Here is a 19,834-nt window from a genome sequence, read left to right as displayed (position 1 = left end):
AAAATAATCATTGTAACGTAACAATTAGGTTCAACAATTATTTTTTCTAGAAAAATTCGATTTTTTAATTAAAAATTATAAAAAAGGATTAAATTATTCCAATAACATGTAAAATAAATATTATGGTTCCAATGGCTATCATGAAGGTTGAGATTATGAATGCTATTGTCATGTATACGTAGGCCTTGGCACGTTTGTCAGGGTCCTTGATCAGTTCTTCGAATGGGTCTGGGGTCAATTTTTCACCTCACTAAAAATATGTACTGGGTTGTAGTTGGAAATTTGGCTCGCAAAGTCTTTATATCCGGTCTGTAAATGAAAATTTCCTTTGAACATCCTTCCATGTTCAGTATGCTGCAGACTACCTTTGTTTCAATGTTTCCAGTTATTCTGGCTCCAGAGGTAACAGATTCTATCTCAACGTATATTGGGAGTTTCAGAAGATGGTGTTCTGATTCAGGAACTATATCTGCAATCTTTTGAAGTTCAGAAGCTTTGAATCTGTGCCTTGTACCATCTGAACCCACAACATGGGGCCTGTCCTCTTTAAGGAGTTATTCAAGGGTTTTTCTCTGTTTGGGGATGTGCCTGTTGAGGCTAAGTACCTGTTTTTTCACCAGTCTGTCTGCACGGTTTAGGTCCTTCATTTGTTAAACTTATCTGTGTTGTGGGATATATTAGTTTTCAATGAAATTTGTTTGAGAGGTGATGAGATGGATATTAGTGTGGAACAGTGCCGAGAAAATGATAGGATAAAGGATATTATAAGTAAAAGTGGGCTTCCTATAAAACATATAAAGCTTCTTCTTAGAGTTTCAGATGCAATATACATAAACGCTGTAAACTACAACGTTTCCATAGATGACAGCACAGTCACCATACTCCTCATATCCTCAAAACCCGAAAACAAGATGGGAACGTTCAACACCATCTCCCTTAACAACATATTTTACAGATTAACGCAGATGTCCAAGGAGAACGATGACGTTGAAACTTACACTGAGGTGGTTGAGGGGCTACTGAAAATCACAATCAAAATAAATACCTCTTAAATCAATTTATAATATTATTGGTAAAGATACTGTTGTGGTATTACGATTTATATTAGATTTAGATACTGCTATTTTCAGTGATTTTAGGGATTATAAAAATTTTATGGATTACAAAATATTGGGGTGGAGGTAAAAAATGAACATCAAAGATTATTACACTATTTTGTCTGAAATAAATGAAATTGATCTTGATGTATCCTCAATTGCAGATTCAAGACGTTTAATGTCTGAGCTGAATGAAATTGAGGAAGCTCTCTGCAACCTTCAGGACAATATTAAAAGGGACATAGAACAAATTAAATCGGATCATACCAAAAATAAACGAATTATAATTGATAAATACTCTAACAAATCTCAAAAATCGAGGATTACAGGTATTTTAAGCTCTTCACCTCGAAAGAAGATGATGAAGGAATTAAAACAGCTTGGAATGGATAAAAACAAAAAATTACAGGAATATCATGAGTTGGAAGAAGTTATAAAAGATTTCCTCCTTGAAGTTAGAAAGAGCAAAGAGCCAATGAACAACTTCATTAAGGACAGACTTTCCAGCGGTTGATGAACCTTTGATTTTTGATCAAAAACTTTCATATTTATTTTGTCTTCATTTCAGTCCTTGAATTTGGTTGTGAATGAGTAATTTGGGATGTACCAAACCCCTATTTTTTACAATCTTTTTTCATAGTCAAGTAGATGCTAAAAAAATTCTAATGAAATTTTAATCTTTTATTTATAAAATTTATAAAAAATTGGTAGTTGATAATTTACCTGAAATTCAATTAAATTTCTTTCAATTAAATTTCTAAAAAATAGTCTACACTAAAAATCGTAAATAAAAAATAAAAAGATAGGTAAGGATTTTAACCTTACCTCATGAGTTCTGTTGGAAGTAAGGTCAGCACTCCAATCAGGTCATTCTTTTTGATCTCTCCATCAAGAGCTGCAACAAATGTTGCATGGTCCACTGTTCTGTCCATACTTATTGGTAGGGGTGTTTCTTCACCTACAGCTATTGTATGCCCATATCGGTTCTCAGCGTAGGCGTAAAGGAGGCAGATATGGTTTGCAGGTACCTTGATCTCCTGGATTTTAATTGGCTTCACATCGTTGGCCTTGAAATCCACATCTTCATCAGCAACTATTGCCCTTAATTTTCCAACTATAGTTCCTATTTTGAAGTCAATATCTGCTTCTTTATCTTCAAGTTCCTTCCTTATGGTACCAAGTCTGGTTACTATTCTGACCATTACTCCATCTCCATGGTTTTTTTGATCATCTTGAGCCTTACGAAACTTTCCCTTTCCATCTCTTCGAGCCTCATTTCAATGTACTTGACTGTGTTCTCAACCCTTGGAATGATTATATGTTCCAGAGCATTAACACGTCTTTTTGTTGACTCTATCTCACTTGCAAGGAGTATAATAGTTTTTTCTATTTCTCCAAGTTCTATTATGAGTTTGATGGATTCTTCGAATTTTTTGGCTGCTTCATCCAGTTTTACAGAGGTGTCTACAAATCCATATCCTCTGTTAACCATGGTACGTGTTTGTGTGCTTGTTGATTCAATTACAGGCACAACAACACCCATTATACTTCGAGAATCAATGTCAACTTCAACGGATTCTTTAACAGCCATTGAAGCTTTATGGACAGCGAGTTCTCCCATTGTGATCTGGGCCTTTGCCAGGTCTTCATAGGCTTCCTTTAGATTTTCCTCAACCATGTCCCTTGAACCCTGAACACGTTCAAGTATGTTGAAGAACTCCATGATAAGGGCGTTCCTCTTCTCTTTGAGGAGTCCATGACCTTTTACTGCCAGTTTTTCCCTATCCTTTAGTTTTAGAAGTTCCATCCTTGTTGGATTGATTCCTTCTATCATTTCTTGTGCCATTTTATCCCTCTATAACCCCAAAAAATAAATTAAGGGGTTTATTTGTATTCTGGGTGGTATTTTGGAATGTGTTCTTCACGTACACGTTTGAGTTCTGCTTTTGGCAGAAGTGCCAGAAGTTCCCAACCGAGTGTCAGTGTTTCTTCAATGGATCTGTCTTCGTCCCTGGTCTGGGTTATGAACTGTTTTTCAAATTCATCTGCAAACTTCAGGAACTTCCTGTCACGCTCTGTAAGAGCTTCTTCACCAACAACAGCCATTAAATCACGTAGTTCACGACCTTCAGCATATGCTGAGTAAAGCTGGTCTGAAACACCACTGTGGTCTTCACGTGTTTGTTCTGCACCTATTCCACCACTCATAAGTCTGGAAAGTGATGGTAAAACATCTACTGGTGGGTATATACCTTTCCTGTGGAGGTCACGGCTTAGAACGATCTGTCCCTCTGTGATGTAACCTGTTAAATCAGGAATTGGGTGGGTTATGTCGTCCTGTGGCATGACAAGTATGGGCATCTGGGTGATTGAACCCTCTTTACCTAATATCCTTCCTGCACGTTCGTACATGGTTGCAAGGTCGGTGTACATGTAACCAGGGTATCCACGCCTTCCTGGAACTTCGTCCCTTGCTGCTGATATTTCCCTTAATGCCTCACAGTAGTTGGTAAGGTCAGTGAGTATAACAAGCACGTGCATGTTTTTCTCAAATGCGAAGTATTCAGCTGTGGTTAATGCCATTTTAGGTGTGATGATCCTTTCGATTGCAGGGTCGTCTGCAAGGTTCATGAAAACTGTAACCCTCTCAAGAGCTCCAGTTCGCTCGAAATCCCTCATGAAGTAGTTTGCTTCTTCGTGGGTGATACCCATAGCTGCAAATATAACTGCAAACTCTGATCCTTCACCTATAACCTTAGCCTGCCTTGCTATCTGTGCTGCAAGCTCGTTGTGTGGAAGACCGGAACCTGAAAATATAGGTAGCTTCTGTCCACGTACAAGTGTGTTCATACCGTCTATTGTTGATATACCTGTTTCTATGAACTCTGCTGGGAATTCCCTTGCTGATGGGTTCATAGGGTTACCGTTGATATCCAGTTCCTCTTCAGGAATGATCTCTGGACCACCGTCTATTGGTTTTCCTGTACCGTTGAATATTCTTCCGAGCATGTCAGGTGAAACACCGAGTTTTGCTGTTTCTCCTGTGAACCTGACTTTGGTGGTTGATGTGTTGAGGTCGCTTGTTCCCTCGAAGACCTGCACAACAGCCAGATCATCTTTAACCTCAAGAACCTGTCCACGTCTGTGATCCCCTGCAGGTGTTTCGATCTCCACGATTTCGCCGTAGGCAACGCCTTCAACTCCCTCAACAATCATTAGAGGGCCGGAAACTTCTGAAACTGTTGTGTACTCCCTTGTTTTTATATCTATCTTCATCTTCATACCTCACTGCACTGCTTGATTATTTTATCCTGAATTTCTTTGACCTTTGCATCAAATTCTGCTTCAGGTAAGTATTTCATCTTTCCTATGTCCTCTTTAACAGTAAGAGCTACTACATCTGCTGCTGCTGCTCCCCTTTCAAGGGCTGCACTTGCGTTTTTCTGGAACATGATGATGGTTTTAAGCATTTCATACTGTTTTTGAGGTGCGCAGTATGTGTCTATCTCGTGGAAAGCGTTCTGCTGGAGGAAGTCTTCCCTTATCATCCTTGTTGTTTCAAGGGTTACCCTTTCACGGTCAGGAAGTGCGTCTGGACCAACGAGCTGAACAATTTCCTGGAGCTCAGATTCTTTCTGGAGCAGGGCCATTGCTTCGTCCCTTGTGTCCCTCCAATCTGAACCTGTGTTCTCCTTCCACCAGTCCTGCACACTTTCAACGTATAATGAGTAACTCTGTAACCAATCTATTGATGGGAAGTGACGTTTGTCTGCAAGTGATGCATCCAGTGCCCAGAACACTTTGGATATACGTAGGGTGTTCTGTGTAACTGGTTCTGAAAGGTCACCACCAGGAGGTGATACTGCTCCAACAACTGTTACTGATGCAACTTTGTCCTCTGTACCGACTGTTGTAATCCTACCAGCACGTTCATAGAACTGTGCAAGTCTTGATGCAAGGTATGCTGGGTATCCTTCTTCACCAGGCATCTCTTCGAGCCTTCCTGAGATCTCCCTCATAGCTTCAGCCCATCGGGATGTTGAATCTGCCATTAGAGCCACATCGTAGCCCATATCACGGAAGTATTCTGCTATGGTTATACCTGTATAAACACATGCTTCCCTTGCTGCCACAGGCATGTTTGAAGTGTTTGCGATAAGGACAGTCCTGTCCATGAGTGGTTTTCCAGTTTTTGGGTCTTCAAGTTCTGGGAACTCTGTTAAAACTTCTGTCATCTCGTTACCACGTTCTCCACATCCAACGTAGACGATTATGTCTGCGTCAGCCCATTTTGCAAGCTGCTGCTGTGTAACTGTCTTACCTGATCCAAATGGACCTGGCATAGCAGATGTTCCACCTTTAGCAACTGGGAAGAAAGTATCCTGTGCCCTTTGTCCTGTTACAAGTGGTACATCAGGGTCTAATTTCTGCTTGTATGGTCTTCCAACCCTAACAGGCCATTTTTGTAGCATCTGAACTTTTACGACACCTTTGGATGTTTCCACTTCTGCGATGTCTTCCTCTACAGTGTATTCACCTTCAGATACTATTGTTTTTAATGTTCCCTCCACTTTTGGAGGTATCATTATTTTCTGGACGATTGCAGATGTTTCCTGGACTTCTCCTATAACATCTCCACCTTTAACTTCTATTCCAGCTTTTGCTGTTGGTTTGAAAGTCCATTTTTTGTCCTTTGGTAAGGATGGAACATCAACACCCCTAGGGAGGTAATCTCCTGTTAGAACTTTGATCTTTTCAAGAGGTCTCTGAATTCCATCAAATATGGATCCTAAAATACCTGGACCTAATTCCACAGATAATGGTCCTCCAGTACTTTCAACTGGTTCGCCAGGTTTCATACCTGCTGTTTCCTCGTAAACCTGTATGGTTGCTGTGTCACCTTCGAGTTCAATTATCTCTCCAATGAGCTTGTCGCTACCGACTTTGACCATTTCGTACATCTGGGTTCCCTTCATGCCGTCTGCAACAATAACGGGACCTGCTATTTTTATTATATTTCCTGTAATCATTTTACCATCTCAACCCCAATTACTCTCTTTATAAGCTCTCTCATAGGGTCTGATTCTCTCCTAATTGAGCCTGATTTGTCGGGTACTTCAATTATCATAGGCAATGCGCTTGTTTTTGTGAACTTATCTATTGTTTCCCTTATTCCGTCACCGATTTTTTCTGTTATTATTATAATAGAAAAATCCTGTTTTACAAGTTCTTTAAGGGTTTTATCTGCTTCTTCCATGTTTGAAACTGGATATCCTGCCTTAATTCCTCCAAGACGGAATCCTGTGACAGTATCCGCGTCAGCCATAACTGCTACCTGCGAACTCATACTAACATCTCCTTAATCACGGAAGCTGAAACTCCATCCTCTACTTTACCACGGGCTATGATCTTAAGGTTCCTTACTTCAGTTTCTTTCCTGCTGAGGAATCCTATTATTGGACCTATGCCTATTGGTTTTTTCTTGGATATGGTGTTTGCAGTTTTTCTCACATTTGCATCCAGAGCTGCCTCGAATGGGGCTATTGAACCTGTGCCTGAATAATCAGGCATGGACTCTGAAAGTATGTGTGAATATTTTGTTCCTTCAAGACTGCTTAATACTCCTTCAACATCTTCAGATTCCATGAGTTCTTTTAATTTCCACTCACGTATCTGGTATCCGTTGGATATCATGTAAGACTGGACTTCTTCGTATTTGAGTCCGTCAACCTTTGCCCGGAGTATGATCTTCAGGTTGGTTGTGTCCACAAGGGTTCCGATGTAACTCTGCAGTAACTTGCTGTTGTCATCTGCAGGGTTTGCAACGGATCTAACCAGCTTGTTAAGATAATTCTTGTCAAGTGCTGCTTCTAAAGGTAAGAGCATACCCATTTTCTGGTACTCTGGCATAGCATCTTCAAGAATTTGTGCGTATTCTGTACCTTCAAGAGCATTAACAATTTCTTCAATGTTCTTTGCATCAAGGAGTTTGTCAGATGAATCTTTTAGATCCCCAAAGGGTATTAAAAGATCTTCTGTTTCTTCCCTTGTTAAACCAGCTTCTTTTGCAATTATTATGCTCTTCAAGTTGCTTATATCCCATTTTGACAAAAGAATTTCAAAGGTTTCTTTTATATCATCTGGTGCTATCCTTGCAAGAAGATCGTGAGTTTCTGCAAGCTGGGTGTCAAGTGCCTTCTCAATAGGGTACTTTTCCACGTATTCTGCGTACTCTGGAACTCCCCTAAGGTAATTTTTGACCTCTTCCACTGTGTCTGCTTCAACTATTTCTGAAAGCTGTTTTTCATCAAACAGCTTTCCTCTTCTTGCCCTTACACGTGCATTGGGTGATGTGTATGGGTAAAACTCCAGAACGGGTCTGATGCTCACAACAACAATTACTGCTCCAATAACTGCTAAGACCAGAAATAAAAGCCCTATAACGGATTCTGGGGAGGAAAATCCCATTGAGCTTACTAATGCTGCAATATCTTCTACCATTTAGGTTTTCCTCCTTACTTAAACAGCACCTTTGCAACCTCTGATCTTAGAGCTTTTTTGAATCTGAGCATCCTTGCTTCGATTGTGTTGTTAACCTCAATATCTCCATCTTTGGTTTTCACAACTGCCCCACCAATGGTGGTTATGCTTTCTCCAGTTTCAAAGGTTGTTTTCTGGCCTGTTTTATCAGTAATATCTTTCTCGATAGCTTTTATTTCGTCTTTTATTTTGGAGATATCTTCCTCTTTAAGAAGTACAACCAGTTCTCCACCACCAATCTCAAATGCAGCTTCACTTATGACATTTTTAAGTGATTCCACATATTCCTTGGAAGAAGTTGAAGCGATCTTTTCAAGTTCTGCTCCGGCTTTAGCAAATGATTCTTCAATAATTTCTTCTCTTGCCTCGAGTTCTTTCCTACGGGAATTCATCTTAGCCTCAGAGATCAACTGTTGATATTTCATCTGTGCCTGTTTTTCAGCGCTTTCAAGAATTTTTTCGCTTTCAAATTGGGCTTTTTTGTCCCCTTCTTCTGTGATTGTACTGGTGTCCTCCTGGGCCTTCTGGATTATGATATCTGCCTTACTTTGAGCATCTGATATGATGTTTGATACTATTTTTTCTGCCCCTGAGCTCATCTGCTTATCCTCCAATATCTAAGCTTAAATGCTTATGCTCCGAGAATTCCGCCGAACACAAGTAACAGTATAGCTATAAGGAAACCGTATATAGCCTGTGTCTCTGGTATAGCTGTGAAAACGATACCCTGTGCGAACATACCTTTATCTTCGACAACTGCACCAACGGATGCTGATGAAGCTATACCCTGACCCATACCGGATCCTAAACCTGCAAATCCTACTGCTGCACCTGCACCTATTGCTACAAGTCCTGTGACTACGTCAAGCGTGTGTCCACCCATGAGTCCTGAGAACACGAGGATCAATATAGCTATTAAGAAACCGTATATAGCCTGTGTCTCTGGTATAGCTGTGAAAACGATACCCTGTGCGAACATGCCTTTATCTTCAGCTACTGCACCTACTGCACCTGCTGATGCTATACCTTGTCCTATACCTGATCCTAATGCCGCAAATCCTACTGCGACTCCTGCTCCTATTGCTGCTAAAGCTGTACCTAATGTTAATTCTGCTGCCATTTATTTTACCTCCTAATTTTCGTAAATTTTCTTTCAGCTTGGAAGGGCTTGAATTTTGGACTTCCGCCCTCGTAGAATTGACTGAAAAATTCAACATAATGTAAACGTAATGAATGTATAAATGCACCAAGACTCTGGAAAGCCAGGTTTGCAATGTGTCCTCCAATGAATATTATTGGAGCTAGTATTATACCAACATAGGGTATCATCTCTGCAGACAACCCTGTTATGATGTTAACTGTCATAGCTATTCCGCCTGTTGAAAGACAGAGTGCTAAAAGCCTTGAGTATGATAAAACCGTACCGAGGAAACTCAGTATATCCATCACTCCCATGACGCCGTTGTAGTACATCATAATTCCTATGGCTATGAGTGCTGTAACTCCTCCAACTATGGCTGATCCTGTTACAATGTAAAGAACAATGGCTAATTCAAGTATAATCCAATCGAGCTGTGTACCGAAGGCTTCTCCAATTTTCCCATTCTTTATGTTGTTGTAAGCACCCATGATAAGACCCAGGTTTATGTGAAGGATACCTATGGTCAATGCTATGTACAATATGTTTTCAGGATGCACAAATGCGTTGACAGATCCTATGACTGTTGGCATTAGGTAACTCATATCTCCAACTATGAATCTTGGTACAAGGTCTCCTATGAAACCGTTGGTAACCATTCCAAGGATGAAAGCCCACACACCACATGCAACGAGTATCAAACCCATATCATGCATGGTTCTATTGGTCCTTCCAAGTCCCCTGTAAAGGAGATATCCTACTAATGCATCAATTATACCATAACCTGCATCGGTTAAACAGTAACCAAAGAAGAATGGGAACATGATTGCCATGAAAATGGTTGGGTCCAATTCCTTGTAGTTTGTAGGGGAGTACATGTCCACCATCATCTCGTATGGCTTTGCAAAGCGCGGATTATCGAGATGACTAGGAACGTCGTCGTTCTCTTCAGGATCTGAAACTTCAACAACTGAATGTCCTTCAGTGGATGTTTCCAGGATTTCAAGAGATTTTTTCATCTTCTTCTCTGGAACCCATGCTTCAAACATCATGGTGTTGTTGGTTTCTCCAAATGAGGAAAATATTTCATCCCTTTCCTTCTCAACTTCCAGCTGTTCCTTCAGAACGAGGAGATTATCCTTCCATTCATCTGCAACAACTGCCAGTTCATTGAAATGGGTTTCTTTTTCACTTTCTATGGCATGAATTCTTGTCTCAGAGTTTCTTATAAACTCTTCTGGTTTTCCAGAAATTCCTGAAACTTCGAATTTATCAAATTCCAGTTTTCTTAGAAGTCCTGTTAACTTTTCACCATATTGTGATAAGGTTATGATAATAATATTCTTTGAAACTTCTTTAGATTTTGATTTTTTAAGTTCAGAATCAGTTTCAAAAACAAGATATTCTTCTGTAACTGCACTGGCTTCTTCCTTAAATTTTTCAAGGTTAGAAAGTTCTATTTTACCAGTTATAACTTCAGTATACTCTGATCCTTTTAAATCAATGAGATCAACATCAAAATCTTTTAATTCTTCTGCAATTTTGGAAGCATCTTCCAGTTTACCTTTTTCAGAGTCCAGTTTGTTCAACTGTTCTTCAAGGGATTTGGTCCTTGATTCAACATCTGCAATTGTTGACTCTGCTTTGGCAACCAGTTCATCTGCACTTATAACTTCAACTTCTCGTTTCTCAAATGTTTCAGGATTGATAAAACCCATGATGGTGTTTTTTATGCCACCGTCACGTTTTTCAACGGATTCAAGAAAATCAACCATTCCCGAAGTTTTCATGAGAAGAGAAGAGACTTTTCCTGTGTTGGGATTTGCCTTTGAAGGTTTGAGTATTTGCTTCCACTCTGCATCGGTTTGAATTCGCTCTGAGATATCCTGGATCTGTACGATTCCCTCTTCATGAAGGGAATTAACTGCAGAATCAGCGTACTTGTCCAAAGTTATTATCTTGAGCTTCTGCATTTTTGCCGGCTTGAACATTTTACTCACACTATAACACAGTTTTAACTATCACAGCTACGGCTTCATCCACCGCATCTGTAGCTTTCCTCTTTGTTATTTCTATTTTTTCATCAGTTTTGTTGGATATTTGGTAGGCTTCTTTCTGAGCTTTTGTCTCAGCTTCAAAGATAATGGCTTCAGATTTTTCCTGGGCCTCTTTTTTAGCTTTTTCTACAGCTTCGTCAGCTTTAGAATGAGATTCTTCGATCAGATCTGCTGATTTCTTTTCCGCATCCGCGATCAAGTTATCAGCATCATTTTCAGCCTTTTTAATGGTTGTAATAGCTTCCGATATTGTTGTCATTTAAATCACCATGATATGCCAAAGTCTATTGAGTATTATATATATCTTTTACTATTTAATTTTCAAAATGTGTATTCAATACATCTATCCAATGGGTTTAATCCTATTTTCAGCCTTTATTTGCAATTTTATTCAATATATTCATTTTTCCCTCCTCAAGGCCACTGTACTCTATTTCATCTGTTTCAAAAAGCTTTCTAAATGGAGATTCATTTGTCTGCTCTTCATGAACATGTGAAACTAATGCCGGAAGCCTTCCCATCATAAAAATACCGGTTCCCAGCTTCCAATCAAAGCCCATGTCTGAAAGTATTCCTGCATTGGCACCATCGATGTTCATACGAAGGTCTTTTGTTTCATAGAGAATATCCTGAATTGAAAGGGCCAGTTGTGTATGTAATCCTGAAAAACCATAATCATCTGCAAGTTTCAAGAGCTTTCTAGCCCGGGGGTCCTCCGTATGATATCTGTGTCCAAAACCCGGTATCTTCTGGTTATTTTGGGCGAATTTATCAACAATAACCTCTGCAAGTGTGTTTACCTTCTTTTTAAGATTTTCAGAAGACATTTCTCCTGTGAAATCTGAAAACCCTTCAAAAATCGTTTCCTGCAGCAACCTCATTGAAAGTTCCAGTGCTCCGGCATGATGTTTTCCAAAGGCTAGAATCCCTCCTGAAACACATGAATTCATAGGTGAACCTGCAGACGCCATTAACCTTGCCACCTGGGTGCTTGGAGGTGTAACTCCATGATCGCAGAATGATACAAGAACAGCTTCCAACATCTTCGACTCATTTTCAGAGGGCATATCTCCTTTTATCAGGAGATACACCATTTCCGGAAATGAAATATTACCTATGAGGTCTTCCTGTGAGTATCCTCTTGTTGTGATCCTGTTTGGCTCAACCTTTGTTATGGATGTTCTCCATTTCACGTTGTCAAACCCAAGAATTTTTTCCATGGTTTCTCTTTCAGTTGCCATTTTAATCACTTCAACATAATTAATTCCAAAATCTGAAGATCCTAATCATGAATTTATTCTTTATATTCTTTAATTCAATTTAAATTGAGTAGGATCTTAGGAAAAGTATTTCCAATCTCTCTTTTAAATCCTTAGAATCATCCCAGAGATTTGGAAGGTATATAAACAGACGATTTTCGGGGTTCAACACAACAGCATGGTCTGGCACATACTATTCGAACACCGCTGGCCCTTTGAGGACCTACTTTGATGAAGGATCCAAGGGCAGTTACAGAGCCACCAATACCAAGAGCACCTGTATTGGAACTGTTAAGAGATTCAGTTATGTCCTTTTCAAGTTCGGATTGTTTGTTAAGGTCCCCATATGCCATTGCTTTCAGCATCAAGGACGAAGCTTCAAAATGAGTTCTCCCAATACCTATGGCTGGAATGCATGGAGTGCAGCCAAGCATGGGAATCTCTGATCTCAACCATGTTTTCACTTCCCAAAATACTTTTCTATGATCCCGCTTGTGGAAAACTTTATAAGTGTGTGCCCTGATCTCTGGACCCCCACCGAGCATGAGAACATGAAGTTTAACCCCATCTCCAACTCCATTTTCAGACCCCTGATCTCGAGAAATGTCCCTTGAGATGGTGTCAACAAAGAAAGAAGGTGGAAACAACATTCCGGGGTCTTCATAAAGTCCACTACTCTGTTCTAACCTTTGAATGGAATTTCCACGTACAGCCATGGGTCTTGCTGGAAGATCCCTTAAACCCCATGCCACACCCTCTTTGATTTCCTTGAAAAAGCCTCCTGGAAGGATAGTATCCTCCCCAACTTCAAGGTAAATGTGTGGAATTCCAGTATCATCACAGAGGGGCATTTTTTCCCGTTGGGCAATCTTTGCATTTTCAAGAAGAAGCTCAAGAACCCAGCGGGCATTTTCATTCACTTCCATATCAATGGCCCTTCTGTAGGCATGGATCTGATCCCTGCGGAAGGTTGTGCTGGCCTCCAAAACTGCATTTTTAACTATTTCAGCTATTTCCATTTAATATACGTCCCTATTTAATATTATCTATTATCTGAAATTAAATTTCAGGAATTGACATGTCCTCTGTGTCCCTTTTTGAAATCTCTGCATCAGGGTAGTAACGGTTGATCATGCTCTGAACAAGAAGAACCTGCCTTGCACGCTCTCCAGCCTGCTTCTGGTTTGTGTCCCAGCTATGATGGGCTGCAACAGCTCCACCAGTTTTAAGGTAAACAGGGGATGCTGCCCTTATTATTTCAGGGGCCTCGTAGTGCCTTATGAAACCACCTGAAGATTTAGGATTTTCCATGTGAAGATCCAGGGAGATATCAATTGCCCTGCGTATAGCTGCCATCATGGGTATCTGCAGGTCACGAACAGGGTTGAATGAATCTGCACCTATCTCCTGAAGGAGTTTTGCAGATGCAGGGTTTCCATGACCGCAGTGGGCTGAAACCTTGAAATGAACCTTTTCAGACAGTTCTCCTGCTTCACGCATCTTACCTAGTACCCAGAGCAGACCCTCATCGTAGACAACTATTCCCCTGACACCAAGGGATGCAGCACGTTTCACATCCTCAACTGCGTATACGAGGTTATGGTAACCACGAAGCCTGTAACCGATCCTCGCACCCTCTGATGTGTTGGCAGATGCACTTGTATCGTAGGTTGCACGAGGCCCAACACTTAGAAAGAGCTCTATTTTAGCATCCTTTGCAATTTCAGCCATTTCCTCAATTTCAGAGTCTGTGAGGAGCATGATTCCTTTGGTCTGGGTTACCCTGTGAATTCTCACGCCGTAACTATCTGCAGCGTCCAGCAGTGAGGTCATGGCTCCAGGGCTCTGGATTCCTGGAACCTCAAACCTGTACTGGGCTCCATCAGGAAACCTTTTATCTGATTCAGATGGTTCATGAATGCCTTCATCTATACCTATTTTACTTAAAAAATCCTTCGTATCCATAAAATCACTTTTTAATAATTAAAATATTGTTATTTAATTTTTTAAGATTTATTTTAACTTTTAATTCCAATAAAAAAATATCAGGTTTTATAAAACAACTGTGGATTTTTTCTATTATATTCACTTCCAGTCCTGCTATGGATGATTCAAATTTTTATCAAGAACATCCATCAAATCACACATACTACAGGATTCTATATCCTCAATAACCTCCAGAACCTCAACATCAAAGTCAGGGTTGAGCCTTTGAAACTTCTCAATGATTTCAGCCCTCTTAAGGGGATTTTCAGGTTCTCCCAAAGGCAGATCAACCCTTTTAATGTATTTTTTCCCATTTTTAAGGGTTAATGTAACCTCAGATGGTCGCATGGATGGGTAGAGATCATCCAGATCCTCGTCAAACACTATCTTAACTTTATTGGAAATTGCATTGATTTCAGGTTTCATGGAACTCATATCAAGTTCTTCCAGGTTTAAACCATTTAAAACTGCCGTTGCAATGCTCATGGGCAAACTCTGCCTTAAAGATTCTGGGGTCTGTGGTTGGTAGTTGTTGTGTTCTGAGGCAATTCTGTAGGTCCTGATGATAATGGTTTTAATTTCATCTTCAAGGTCATGTTTCACATCATCATTTTCAATTTCACTTAAAATGGCCATAAGTGCATCTATCGAGGAGTGCAGGTGCCTGCATAGGGGATACTTCTTGAAGTAAACCTCGAGAATGTGGGGGTTTCTTAAAAGATCATCATCTAAAATAATTTTCCTGGACTCCAGTAAGGTTTCAGAACACCCGCCTGCCATCCCATTTAAAAATCCCTCTTTTCCTTCGATTATGGATTCAGCTCCTGTGAAACCTTCCCTTGCAAGCAGTGCAGAGATAACTCCTGATTGTGCTGCTTTACCTGCATGGAGATGTTTCCCCATGGTTCCTGCATGGTCAGATTCAAGGAGGCCTGCTGCCTGAGTACCTGCAAGCCCAAGGGCATTCACAGTTTCGTCTAAATCCAGGTCCATTGCTCTGGATGCTGCAGCTGCTGCCCCAAAGGTTCCACAGGTCCCTGTACTGTGGAAACCATTCATTCTGTGCTGGGGGTTTGCAATCATTCCAATGGTTACTGCAGCGTTGTAACCCGCCACAATTGAGCTTATAAAATCTTTTCCATCTTTTTTTTGGGATTCACAGAGTGCCAGTGCAGCTGGGATAACGCAGCAGCCTGGATGAAGCTGTGCAAATCTGTGGCCATCGTCAAGATCCATTGAATGGGCTGCAACTCCATTTGCAAGGCTTGCATCAAGTGGACTGGACTTTCCTGCCCCAATGATGCTTGAACTTCCACCCTGAAAAATGATGTTCCTAACTTTTTCACTGCTTTCACCCTGAGATCCCCTGAGTGCAACACATAAAAAGTCTACAAAGCACAGCTTCGCCATTTGAACAGCTTCTTCAGGGATTTTACTGTAGCTGGTTTTGGCTGTGAGTTCTGCAAGTTTCTCTGCAATTTTCATCGATCTATAAACTTGTCTCATCAAACATAAACTTATGTTGGTGGAACACCATCCCAGGAATTATTAAGATCCACATAATTATTATTAATAATGAAGGTTATTGAACAATAAGGAGCATTGAACTATTATTAAATATGATGTGGAATTAGATCAGATAAAACAATAAAAACTGTTTTCATAAAAAAATAAGTCATAAAAATTACTAAAAAAACAACTAACATTAAAAAATTATAAGATCCCCAAAAAGGGTATTTTAAATAAAACATTAAAAAGATTTTAAAAAGGTTTGTTAATCAGATTCACCCATCCTCACAATGGGCTTGCTCAGGTGCCTCCTTGCAGACGGCGGAACTTCATAGAAACCCTTTTCAATACTCCTTGAAACTGGTATCTTCTCTTTTTCAGCTTCACGAAGTTTTTCACCGCATTTAGGGCATTTGTAACCTTTACCAGCACCTGCTGATTTCATACGCTTTCCGCATTTGCAGATGGGGTTAAGTGTTTTGTAGGTGGGTGCAAGTTCCAGGATCTCGAACTTCTCAACGTTTAGAGTTCCCTTTTCACCTATCCCTCCGTAGATCCTGAGCTTGTCACCCTGGGCCAGTTTCCGCACAACATCTCGAAACTGCTTGGTTGGTTCGTAGGCAGCACATTCAATCTCCCCGGATCCATCAGCCGCTGTGAATATGATATGACCTCCCTCGATCACATGGGGATTCTGGGATACCTCTGCCTCGAATATGTAGCACTTGAACTGTTCCATTTCACTGATCTCATCAATAAATTGGAGGTGCATATCTGTGTGCTGGTTGCTTTTGAAGATGCAGTAACTTTCAATGGTTTCACCAACCTCCACCATATCATGGGCTTTTTTTACAGCTTCAGGGCTTTCACCACGTATACCATACAAAACAGGACAGGGTGTGTGGGGTTCTATTGCAGTGTAACCATCATCAACGTTGTCAAAGGTTTCAGGGTAGGTCTGTCTGTTCATCTCCCTGACAGATTCATGGCCTATCATCCTTTCAGTTCCACGGTTTTCAGGGGTTCTGTATGCCAGAAATTCGTAGGTCCGATCATCAAGGGGGCATCCTATGGCTGCAAGTGCACCAATTATTCCCCTTCCCTTCTTAAATTTAAAGAATTCTGCCCCCACACTGGTTGCAAGTTCTTCTGCTTCTTCTATGGTTACTATATTTTGTATGGTTCTGATTGAGAATTCTTTCAACTCATGGGTGATCTTTCCACTGTAGAACACAACTCCAGGATTCGTCCTCTCCTCCCCAAGCTCTGAAAGTTCTTCAACTTCCTTTAAAACAATTTTTTTAGCTTTTTCAATTTCTTCATCTGAATCAACCAGTAATTTAAAGGATAATGCACCGTTTCCACGGGTTTTGAAACGTGCAAATGGGTTAAGGCGTATTAGACGCGGGTAGCCCTGGATTTTAAAACCACAATCTTTAAGTTCACGAATTATAACACAAGTTATATAAGTGGTGCACATTCCCTCCTGGGAATCAGTGTCATCAATGCCAACGTACAATACATCATTCAACAATACATTACTCATATCATTCATAATATCATCCATAATTTCATAGCATAATTCATAATTAATTCACCTAGGTGATCCCAAATGCAAGGTAACATCCCCGCTCAAAGAGATCATATTTTAGTTCAAATAAACGAGCTTCTATCAAGTCATGGTTTTGAAACTTCTAATATATATGATAGAAGCTGCTTCGATATGGTTGCAAGAAATGAATTTCTACTTCTCCTAATGAAGGTTCTCATAAATGTTGACGGCTTCACAGGAGAACAGGCAGAGGAAATAAAAAAATTATCAAGCATGTTCATGGCATCACCACTCATAGTGGGTCTTAAATCTAAAAGTGAATTATTGGAAGAGGACGTTGTTTATGAACGACATGGAATACCTGTAATTGCCATTGAAACCCTGCGGAGCATGGTCCTTGAGGAGATATATCCTGAAATATTCGCGGATCGTGGAGGATACTTCGTAAGGATGGATGGAAATGTGATAAAAGAAGCCAGGGAAGAACAGAACCTTTCCTTGAAGGATCTTGCGGATCTTGCCCATGTATCAAGGGAAACCATCTACAAGTACGAACATGGAATGGTACGTGCATTTCCAGAAACTGCAATGATCCTTGAGAGCATCTTAAACATGAGGATAACACTTTCAGTGGATCTTTTTAAGGTTCCAGAACATGAAACAACTGTTACAAGGCCCAATGCAAAAACTGGTAAAACTGAAAACCAGCCAAGAAAACTGGTTGACCTTGGCTTTGGTGTGGTACCAACCAACAGAACACCATTTGATGCCCTTGCAAAGCCTGAAGCAGAGGTTTTACGTGACATCCAGAAAAATCAGGGCCCATTAATAACTAACCTTGAAAAAAACAGGAACCAAACTGTTTTAAAGAAGATGGCAGTGAATGTGAAGGATCTTTCAGGAGTAACAGGTACTGATGCAGTTTTCATAATGGAAGGTAAAAGGAACTTGAAATGTATCGAGGGAATTCCAGTGGTTCACAGCTGGGAAATGGAAGAGATGAAAACTTCAAAGGAATTTCTAAGGGTTGTGCGCGAACGTAAAGAGTGCAGTTAATCCTTTAACATTCTATTTTTATTTTAAACCTATTGAATCAATTAAATTTAAAAACAAATATTGCAGATCCTTCTTTTAATATTTATTTAAAATGATCCTTTTTAAAATGATCCTTCAGTTCATTTGAACCGGTAAAAATCTTATAAATTTTATAAAACCTGCTTAAATACTTTTAATCCTATAAAACCTTCTTCAAATCTTAGAATAAGATTTAGAATAAGATAAAAATGGGAAAATAAAGGAAATTCAACCTTCATGAGCGGATTCTATTTGTTTCAATGAATCATTTGGATGCAATGATCCTGAAGGTTTCCTCTGCCTCAGCAACTGATCCAATGCCCACACTCACCATATCTACGTAATCAACTGTTTTAATGTAATCAAATGCTTCAGATGGTTGTAATATTCCTGCAGCAAGGGTTTTACTGGCAAGAACTGTTTTATCCAGTTTTTTGATCATGCCTTCGAGTTTCACACGGTCTTCAGGTTGGTAGCCCTCACAGTCCATCAGATAACCCAGTCTGTTCAGGGGTATCATGTAAATGTCGAAAAGGTCAGAAACAGAGGATCCAATGAGTCTTTCAGTGATCTGGAAGGGAAAACTGGTTGCAACTCCTGAAACTGCACCTTCATCCCTAACTAACTGTAAATCTTCTTCAACAGCCTGAAAATCCATTTTATCAACCGTTGCAGGGTGCAGGATCATGGCAGATGCACCGAGTTCAGAGAGGGTGGCAACATCATCTGAAGAATTTTCTGGACGAACCGTACCAATGATATCCATGTCACAGCCCACTTCTACGGCCATTTTAAGGGCTTCAACTATCCATGGATGTGGAATAAGCTGAATTCCTCTTACTCCCATTTCATAGGATTTTCTGATTATTTCAGCGACTTTTTCCGGATTTTCATGAAAATCTAGCTGGTAGAGCATGGCTCTATGACCGAAATGTGCAGCTTCAATTCCTGTGAAGGGTGATGTTCCAAGAAGGGTTCTTGGAATTTCTCTCCCACTGATGTTAATAGTTCCTTCAAGCATTTCTATGACCTTTTTTGAATTTTAAAATAGAATTTTAATCATTTTTTTTATTGATTATACTTTTTTTAATGTAATATTCAGTATGATCTGATTGATATTTAGGTGTAAAAATTTAGGTGTAAATAATTGATTAAAATATTTTGATCTCATTTTTAAGATTTAGTTGTGTTGATATTAGGAATATGTTGATATTAGGAATAAATTCTAAAGAAATTGAAGATATTACTCTTCAACTTTCTGGGCAACCACTGCAGTTCCGTAGGCAAGTATTTCCTGCATTATGTTTGCAACATCGTTTGAATCGTAACGTGTGCTTATAACTGCATTTGCACCCATTTCCTCAGCGTGCTGGATCAATCTTTCAAGGGCTTCGTTCCTTGACTGTTCCATCATCTGCACGTACTCCTTTATCTCTCCACCAAACATAGAACGGATTCCTGCACCGACCTGCCCTCCAACACCCCTGCTTCTCACAGTAAGTCCGTATACAAATCCCTTGGTTTCCAGAACTTCGTATCCTGGAATGTAGTTTGAGCTAACGATTATGAATTCATCCACAGAAACCATATTAACACCTCGTATTTCCATTATTTTTACAGTC

Annotated in this window: 21 protein-coding genes and 1 pseudogene; 3 read left to right on the top strand and 19 right to left on the bottom strand. The window is 40.0% G+C overall.

Annotation, left to right across the window (positions count from 1 at the left end):
• Positions 1–88: 88 nt before the first annotated feature.
• Positions 89–238, bottom strand: coding sequence for a hypothetical protein (locus tag J2756_RS07075; protein WP_209584076.1), 150 nt, complete (start codon positions 236–238; stop codon positions 89–91).
• A 4-nt stretch (positions 239–242) separates the two neighbouring features.
• Positions 243–542 (bottom strand): annotated as a pseudogene (locus tag J2756_RS07070) (DUF61 family protein); the annotation flags it as partial.
• Positions 543–713: 171 nt separating this feature from the next.
• Here J2756_RS07070 and J2756_RS07065 point away from each other — a divergent pair.
• Together J2756_RS07065 and J2756_RS07060 are read left to right on the top strand one after the other, a co-directional pair.
• A complete protein-coding gene (locus J2756_RS07065) occupies positions 714–1,052 on the top strand; it encodes a hypothetical protein (protein WP_209584074.1) in 339 nt (112 codons plus the stop codon).
• A 136-nt stretch (positions 1,053–1,188) separates the two neighbouring features.
• Complete coding sequence (locus J2756_RS07060) at positions 1,189–1,611, top strand: hypothetical protein (RefSeq protein ID WP_209584072.1); 423 nt, start codon at positions 1,189–1,191, stop codon at positions 1,609–1,611.
• A 307-nt stretch (positions 1,612–1,918) separates the two neighbouring features.
• Here J2756_RS07060 and J2756_RS07055 read toward each other — a convergent pair whose 3' ends face one another.
• From J2756_RS07055 to J2756_RS06985, 15 genes are all read right to left on the bottom strand, one after another.
• Complete coding sequence (locus J2756_RS07055) at positions 1,919–2,299, bottom strand: DUF22 domain-containing protein (protein WP_209584069.1); 381 nt, start codon at positions 2,297–2,299, stop codon at positions 1,919–1,921.
• Positions 2,299–2,943, bottom strand: a complete 645-nt coding sequence (locus J2756_RS07050; RefSeq protein ID WP_209584067.1) for a V-type ATP synthase subunit D — start codon at positions 2,941–2,943, stop codon at positions 2,299–2,301. Before J2756_RS07050 ends, J2756_RS07055 begins: the two co-directional genes overlap by 1 nt.
• Positions 2,944–2,981: 38 nt before the next feature.
• Positions 2,982–4,373, bottom strand: coding sequence for an ATP synthase subunit B (locus J2756_RS07045; protein ID WP_209584066.1), 1,392 nt, complete (start codon positions 4,371–4,373; stop codon positions 2,982–2,984).
• Between the two features lie 2 nt (positions 4,374–4,375).
• Positions 4,376–6,127, bottom strand: a complete 1,752-nt coding sequence (locus tag J2756_RS07040; RefSeq protein ID WP_209584064.1) for an ATP synthase subunit A — start codon at positions 6,125–6,127, stop codon at positions 4,376–4,378.
• Entirely contained in the window at positions 6,124–6,444 is a 321-nt protein-coding gene (locus J2756_RS07035) for a V-type ATP synthase subunit F (protein WP_209584063.1), read from the bottom strand. Before J2756_RS07035 ends, J2756_RS07040 begins: the two co-directional genes overlap by 4 nt.
• The gene (locus tag J2756_RS07030; protein ID WP_209584062.1) at positions 6,441–7,598 is read right to left on the bottom strand and encodes a V-type ATP synthase subunit C; all 1,158 of its coding nucleotides are present in this window, start codon (positions 7,596–7,598) and stop codon (positions 6,441–6,443) included. The genes J2756_RS07035 and J2756_RS07030 overlap by 4 nt, the downstream gene beginning before the upstream one ends.
• A 14-nt stretch (positions 7,599–7,612) precedes the next feature.
• The gene (locus J2756_RS07025) at positions 7,613–8,236 is read right to left on the bottom strand and encodes a V-type proton ATPase subunit E (RefSeq protein WP_209584058.1); all 624 of its coding nucleotides are present in this window, start codon (positions 8,234–8,236) and stop codon (positions 7,613–7,615) included.
• 32 nt (positions 8,237–8,268) lie between these two features.
• Entirely contained in the window at positions 8,269–8,757 is a 489-nt protein-coding gene (locus J2756_RS07020) for a V-type ATP synthase subunit K (protein ID WP_209584056.1), read from the bottom strand.
• Between the two features lie 5 nt (positions 8,758–8,762).
• On the bottom strand, positions 8,763–10,766 hold the full coding sequence (locus J2756_RS07015) for a V-type ATP synthase subunit I (protein WP_209584054.1): 2,004 nt from the start codon (positions 10,764–10,766) through the stop codon (positions 8,763–8,765).
• Positions 10,767–10,776: 10 nt separating this feature from the next.
• Positions 10,777–11,091 (bottom strand): ATP synthase archaeal subunit H, encoded by a 315-nt coding sequence (gene ahaH, locus J2756_RS07010; RefSeq protein ID WP_209584050.1) that lies wholly within the window; start codon positions 11,089–11,091, stop codon positions 10,777–10,779.
• A gap of 109 nt (positions 11,092–11,200) precedes the next feature.
• Positions 11,201–12,073 (bottom strand): citryl-CoA lyase, encoded by an 873-nt coding sequence (locus tag J2756_RS07005; protein ID WP_209584047.1) that lies wholly within the window; start codon positions 12,071–12,073, stop codon positions 11,201–11,203.
• A gap of 137 nt (positions 12,074–12,210) precedes the next feature.
• Positions 12,211–13,110, bottom strand: a complete 900-nt coding sequence (locus J2756_RS07000; RefSeq protein ID WP_209584045.1) for a fumarate hydratase — start codon at positions 13,108–13,110, stop codon at positions 12,211–12,213.
• Positions 13,111–13,150: 40 nt separating this feature from the next.
• Entirely contained in the window at positions 13,151–14,056 is a 906-nt protein-coding gene (locus J2756_RS06995; protein ID WP_209584043.1) for a peptidase, read from the bottom strand.
• Positions 14,057–14,191: 135 nt separating this feature from the next.
• Complete coding sequence (locus J2756_RS06990; RefSeq protein WP_209584040.1) at positions 14,192–15,583, bottom strand: MmgE/PrpD family protein; 1,392 nt, start codon at positions 15,581–15,583, stop codon at positions 14,192–14,194.
• 268 nt (positions 15,584–15,851) lie between these two features.
• Positions 15,852–17,141: a tRNA(Ile)(2)-agmatinylcytidine synthase gene (locus J2756_RS06985; RefSeq protein WP_245315976.1), complete on the bottom strand. Its 1,290-nt coding sequence runs from the start codon at positions 17,139–17,141 to the stop codon at positions 15,852–15,854.
• 57 nt (positions 17,142–17,198) lie between these two features.
• Here J2756_RS06985 and J2756_RS06980 point away from each other — a divergent pair, with 57 nt between their 5' ends.
• Positions 17,199–18,194: a transcriptional regulator gene (locus J2756_RS06980; RefSeq protein ID WP_209584035.1), complete on the top strand. Its 996-nt coding sequence runs from the start codon at positions 17,199–17,201 to the stop codon at positions 18,192–18,194.
• 283 nt (positions 18,195–18,477) lie between these two features.
• Here the strand turns inward: J2756_RS06980 and J2756_RS06975 are convergent, their stop codons facing one another.
• Entirely contained in the window at positions 18,478–19,233 is a 756-nt protein-coding gene (locus tag J2756_RS06975) for a hypothetical protein (RefSeq protein ID WP_209584032.1), read from the bottom strand.
• A gap of 222 nt (positions 19,234–19,455) precedes the next feature.
• Entirely contained in the window at positions 19,456–19,800 is a 345-nt protein-coding gene (locus J2756_RS06970) for a heavy metal-binding domain-containing protein (RefSeq protein ID WP_209584031.1), read from the bottom strand.
• Between the last annotated feature and the right edge of the window lie 34 nt (positions 19,801–19,834).

It is taken from the genome of Methanobacterium aggregans (assembly GCF_017874455.1).
Lineage (GTDB): Archaea > Methanobacteriota > Methanobacteria > Methanobacteriales > Methanobacteriaceae > Methanobacterium_C > Methanobacterium_C aggregans.
The sequence above is the reverse complement of the archived record's forward strand: the minus strand, read 5'-3'. Positions and strand labels throughout refer to the sequence as shown.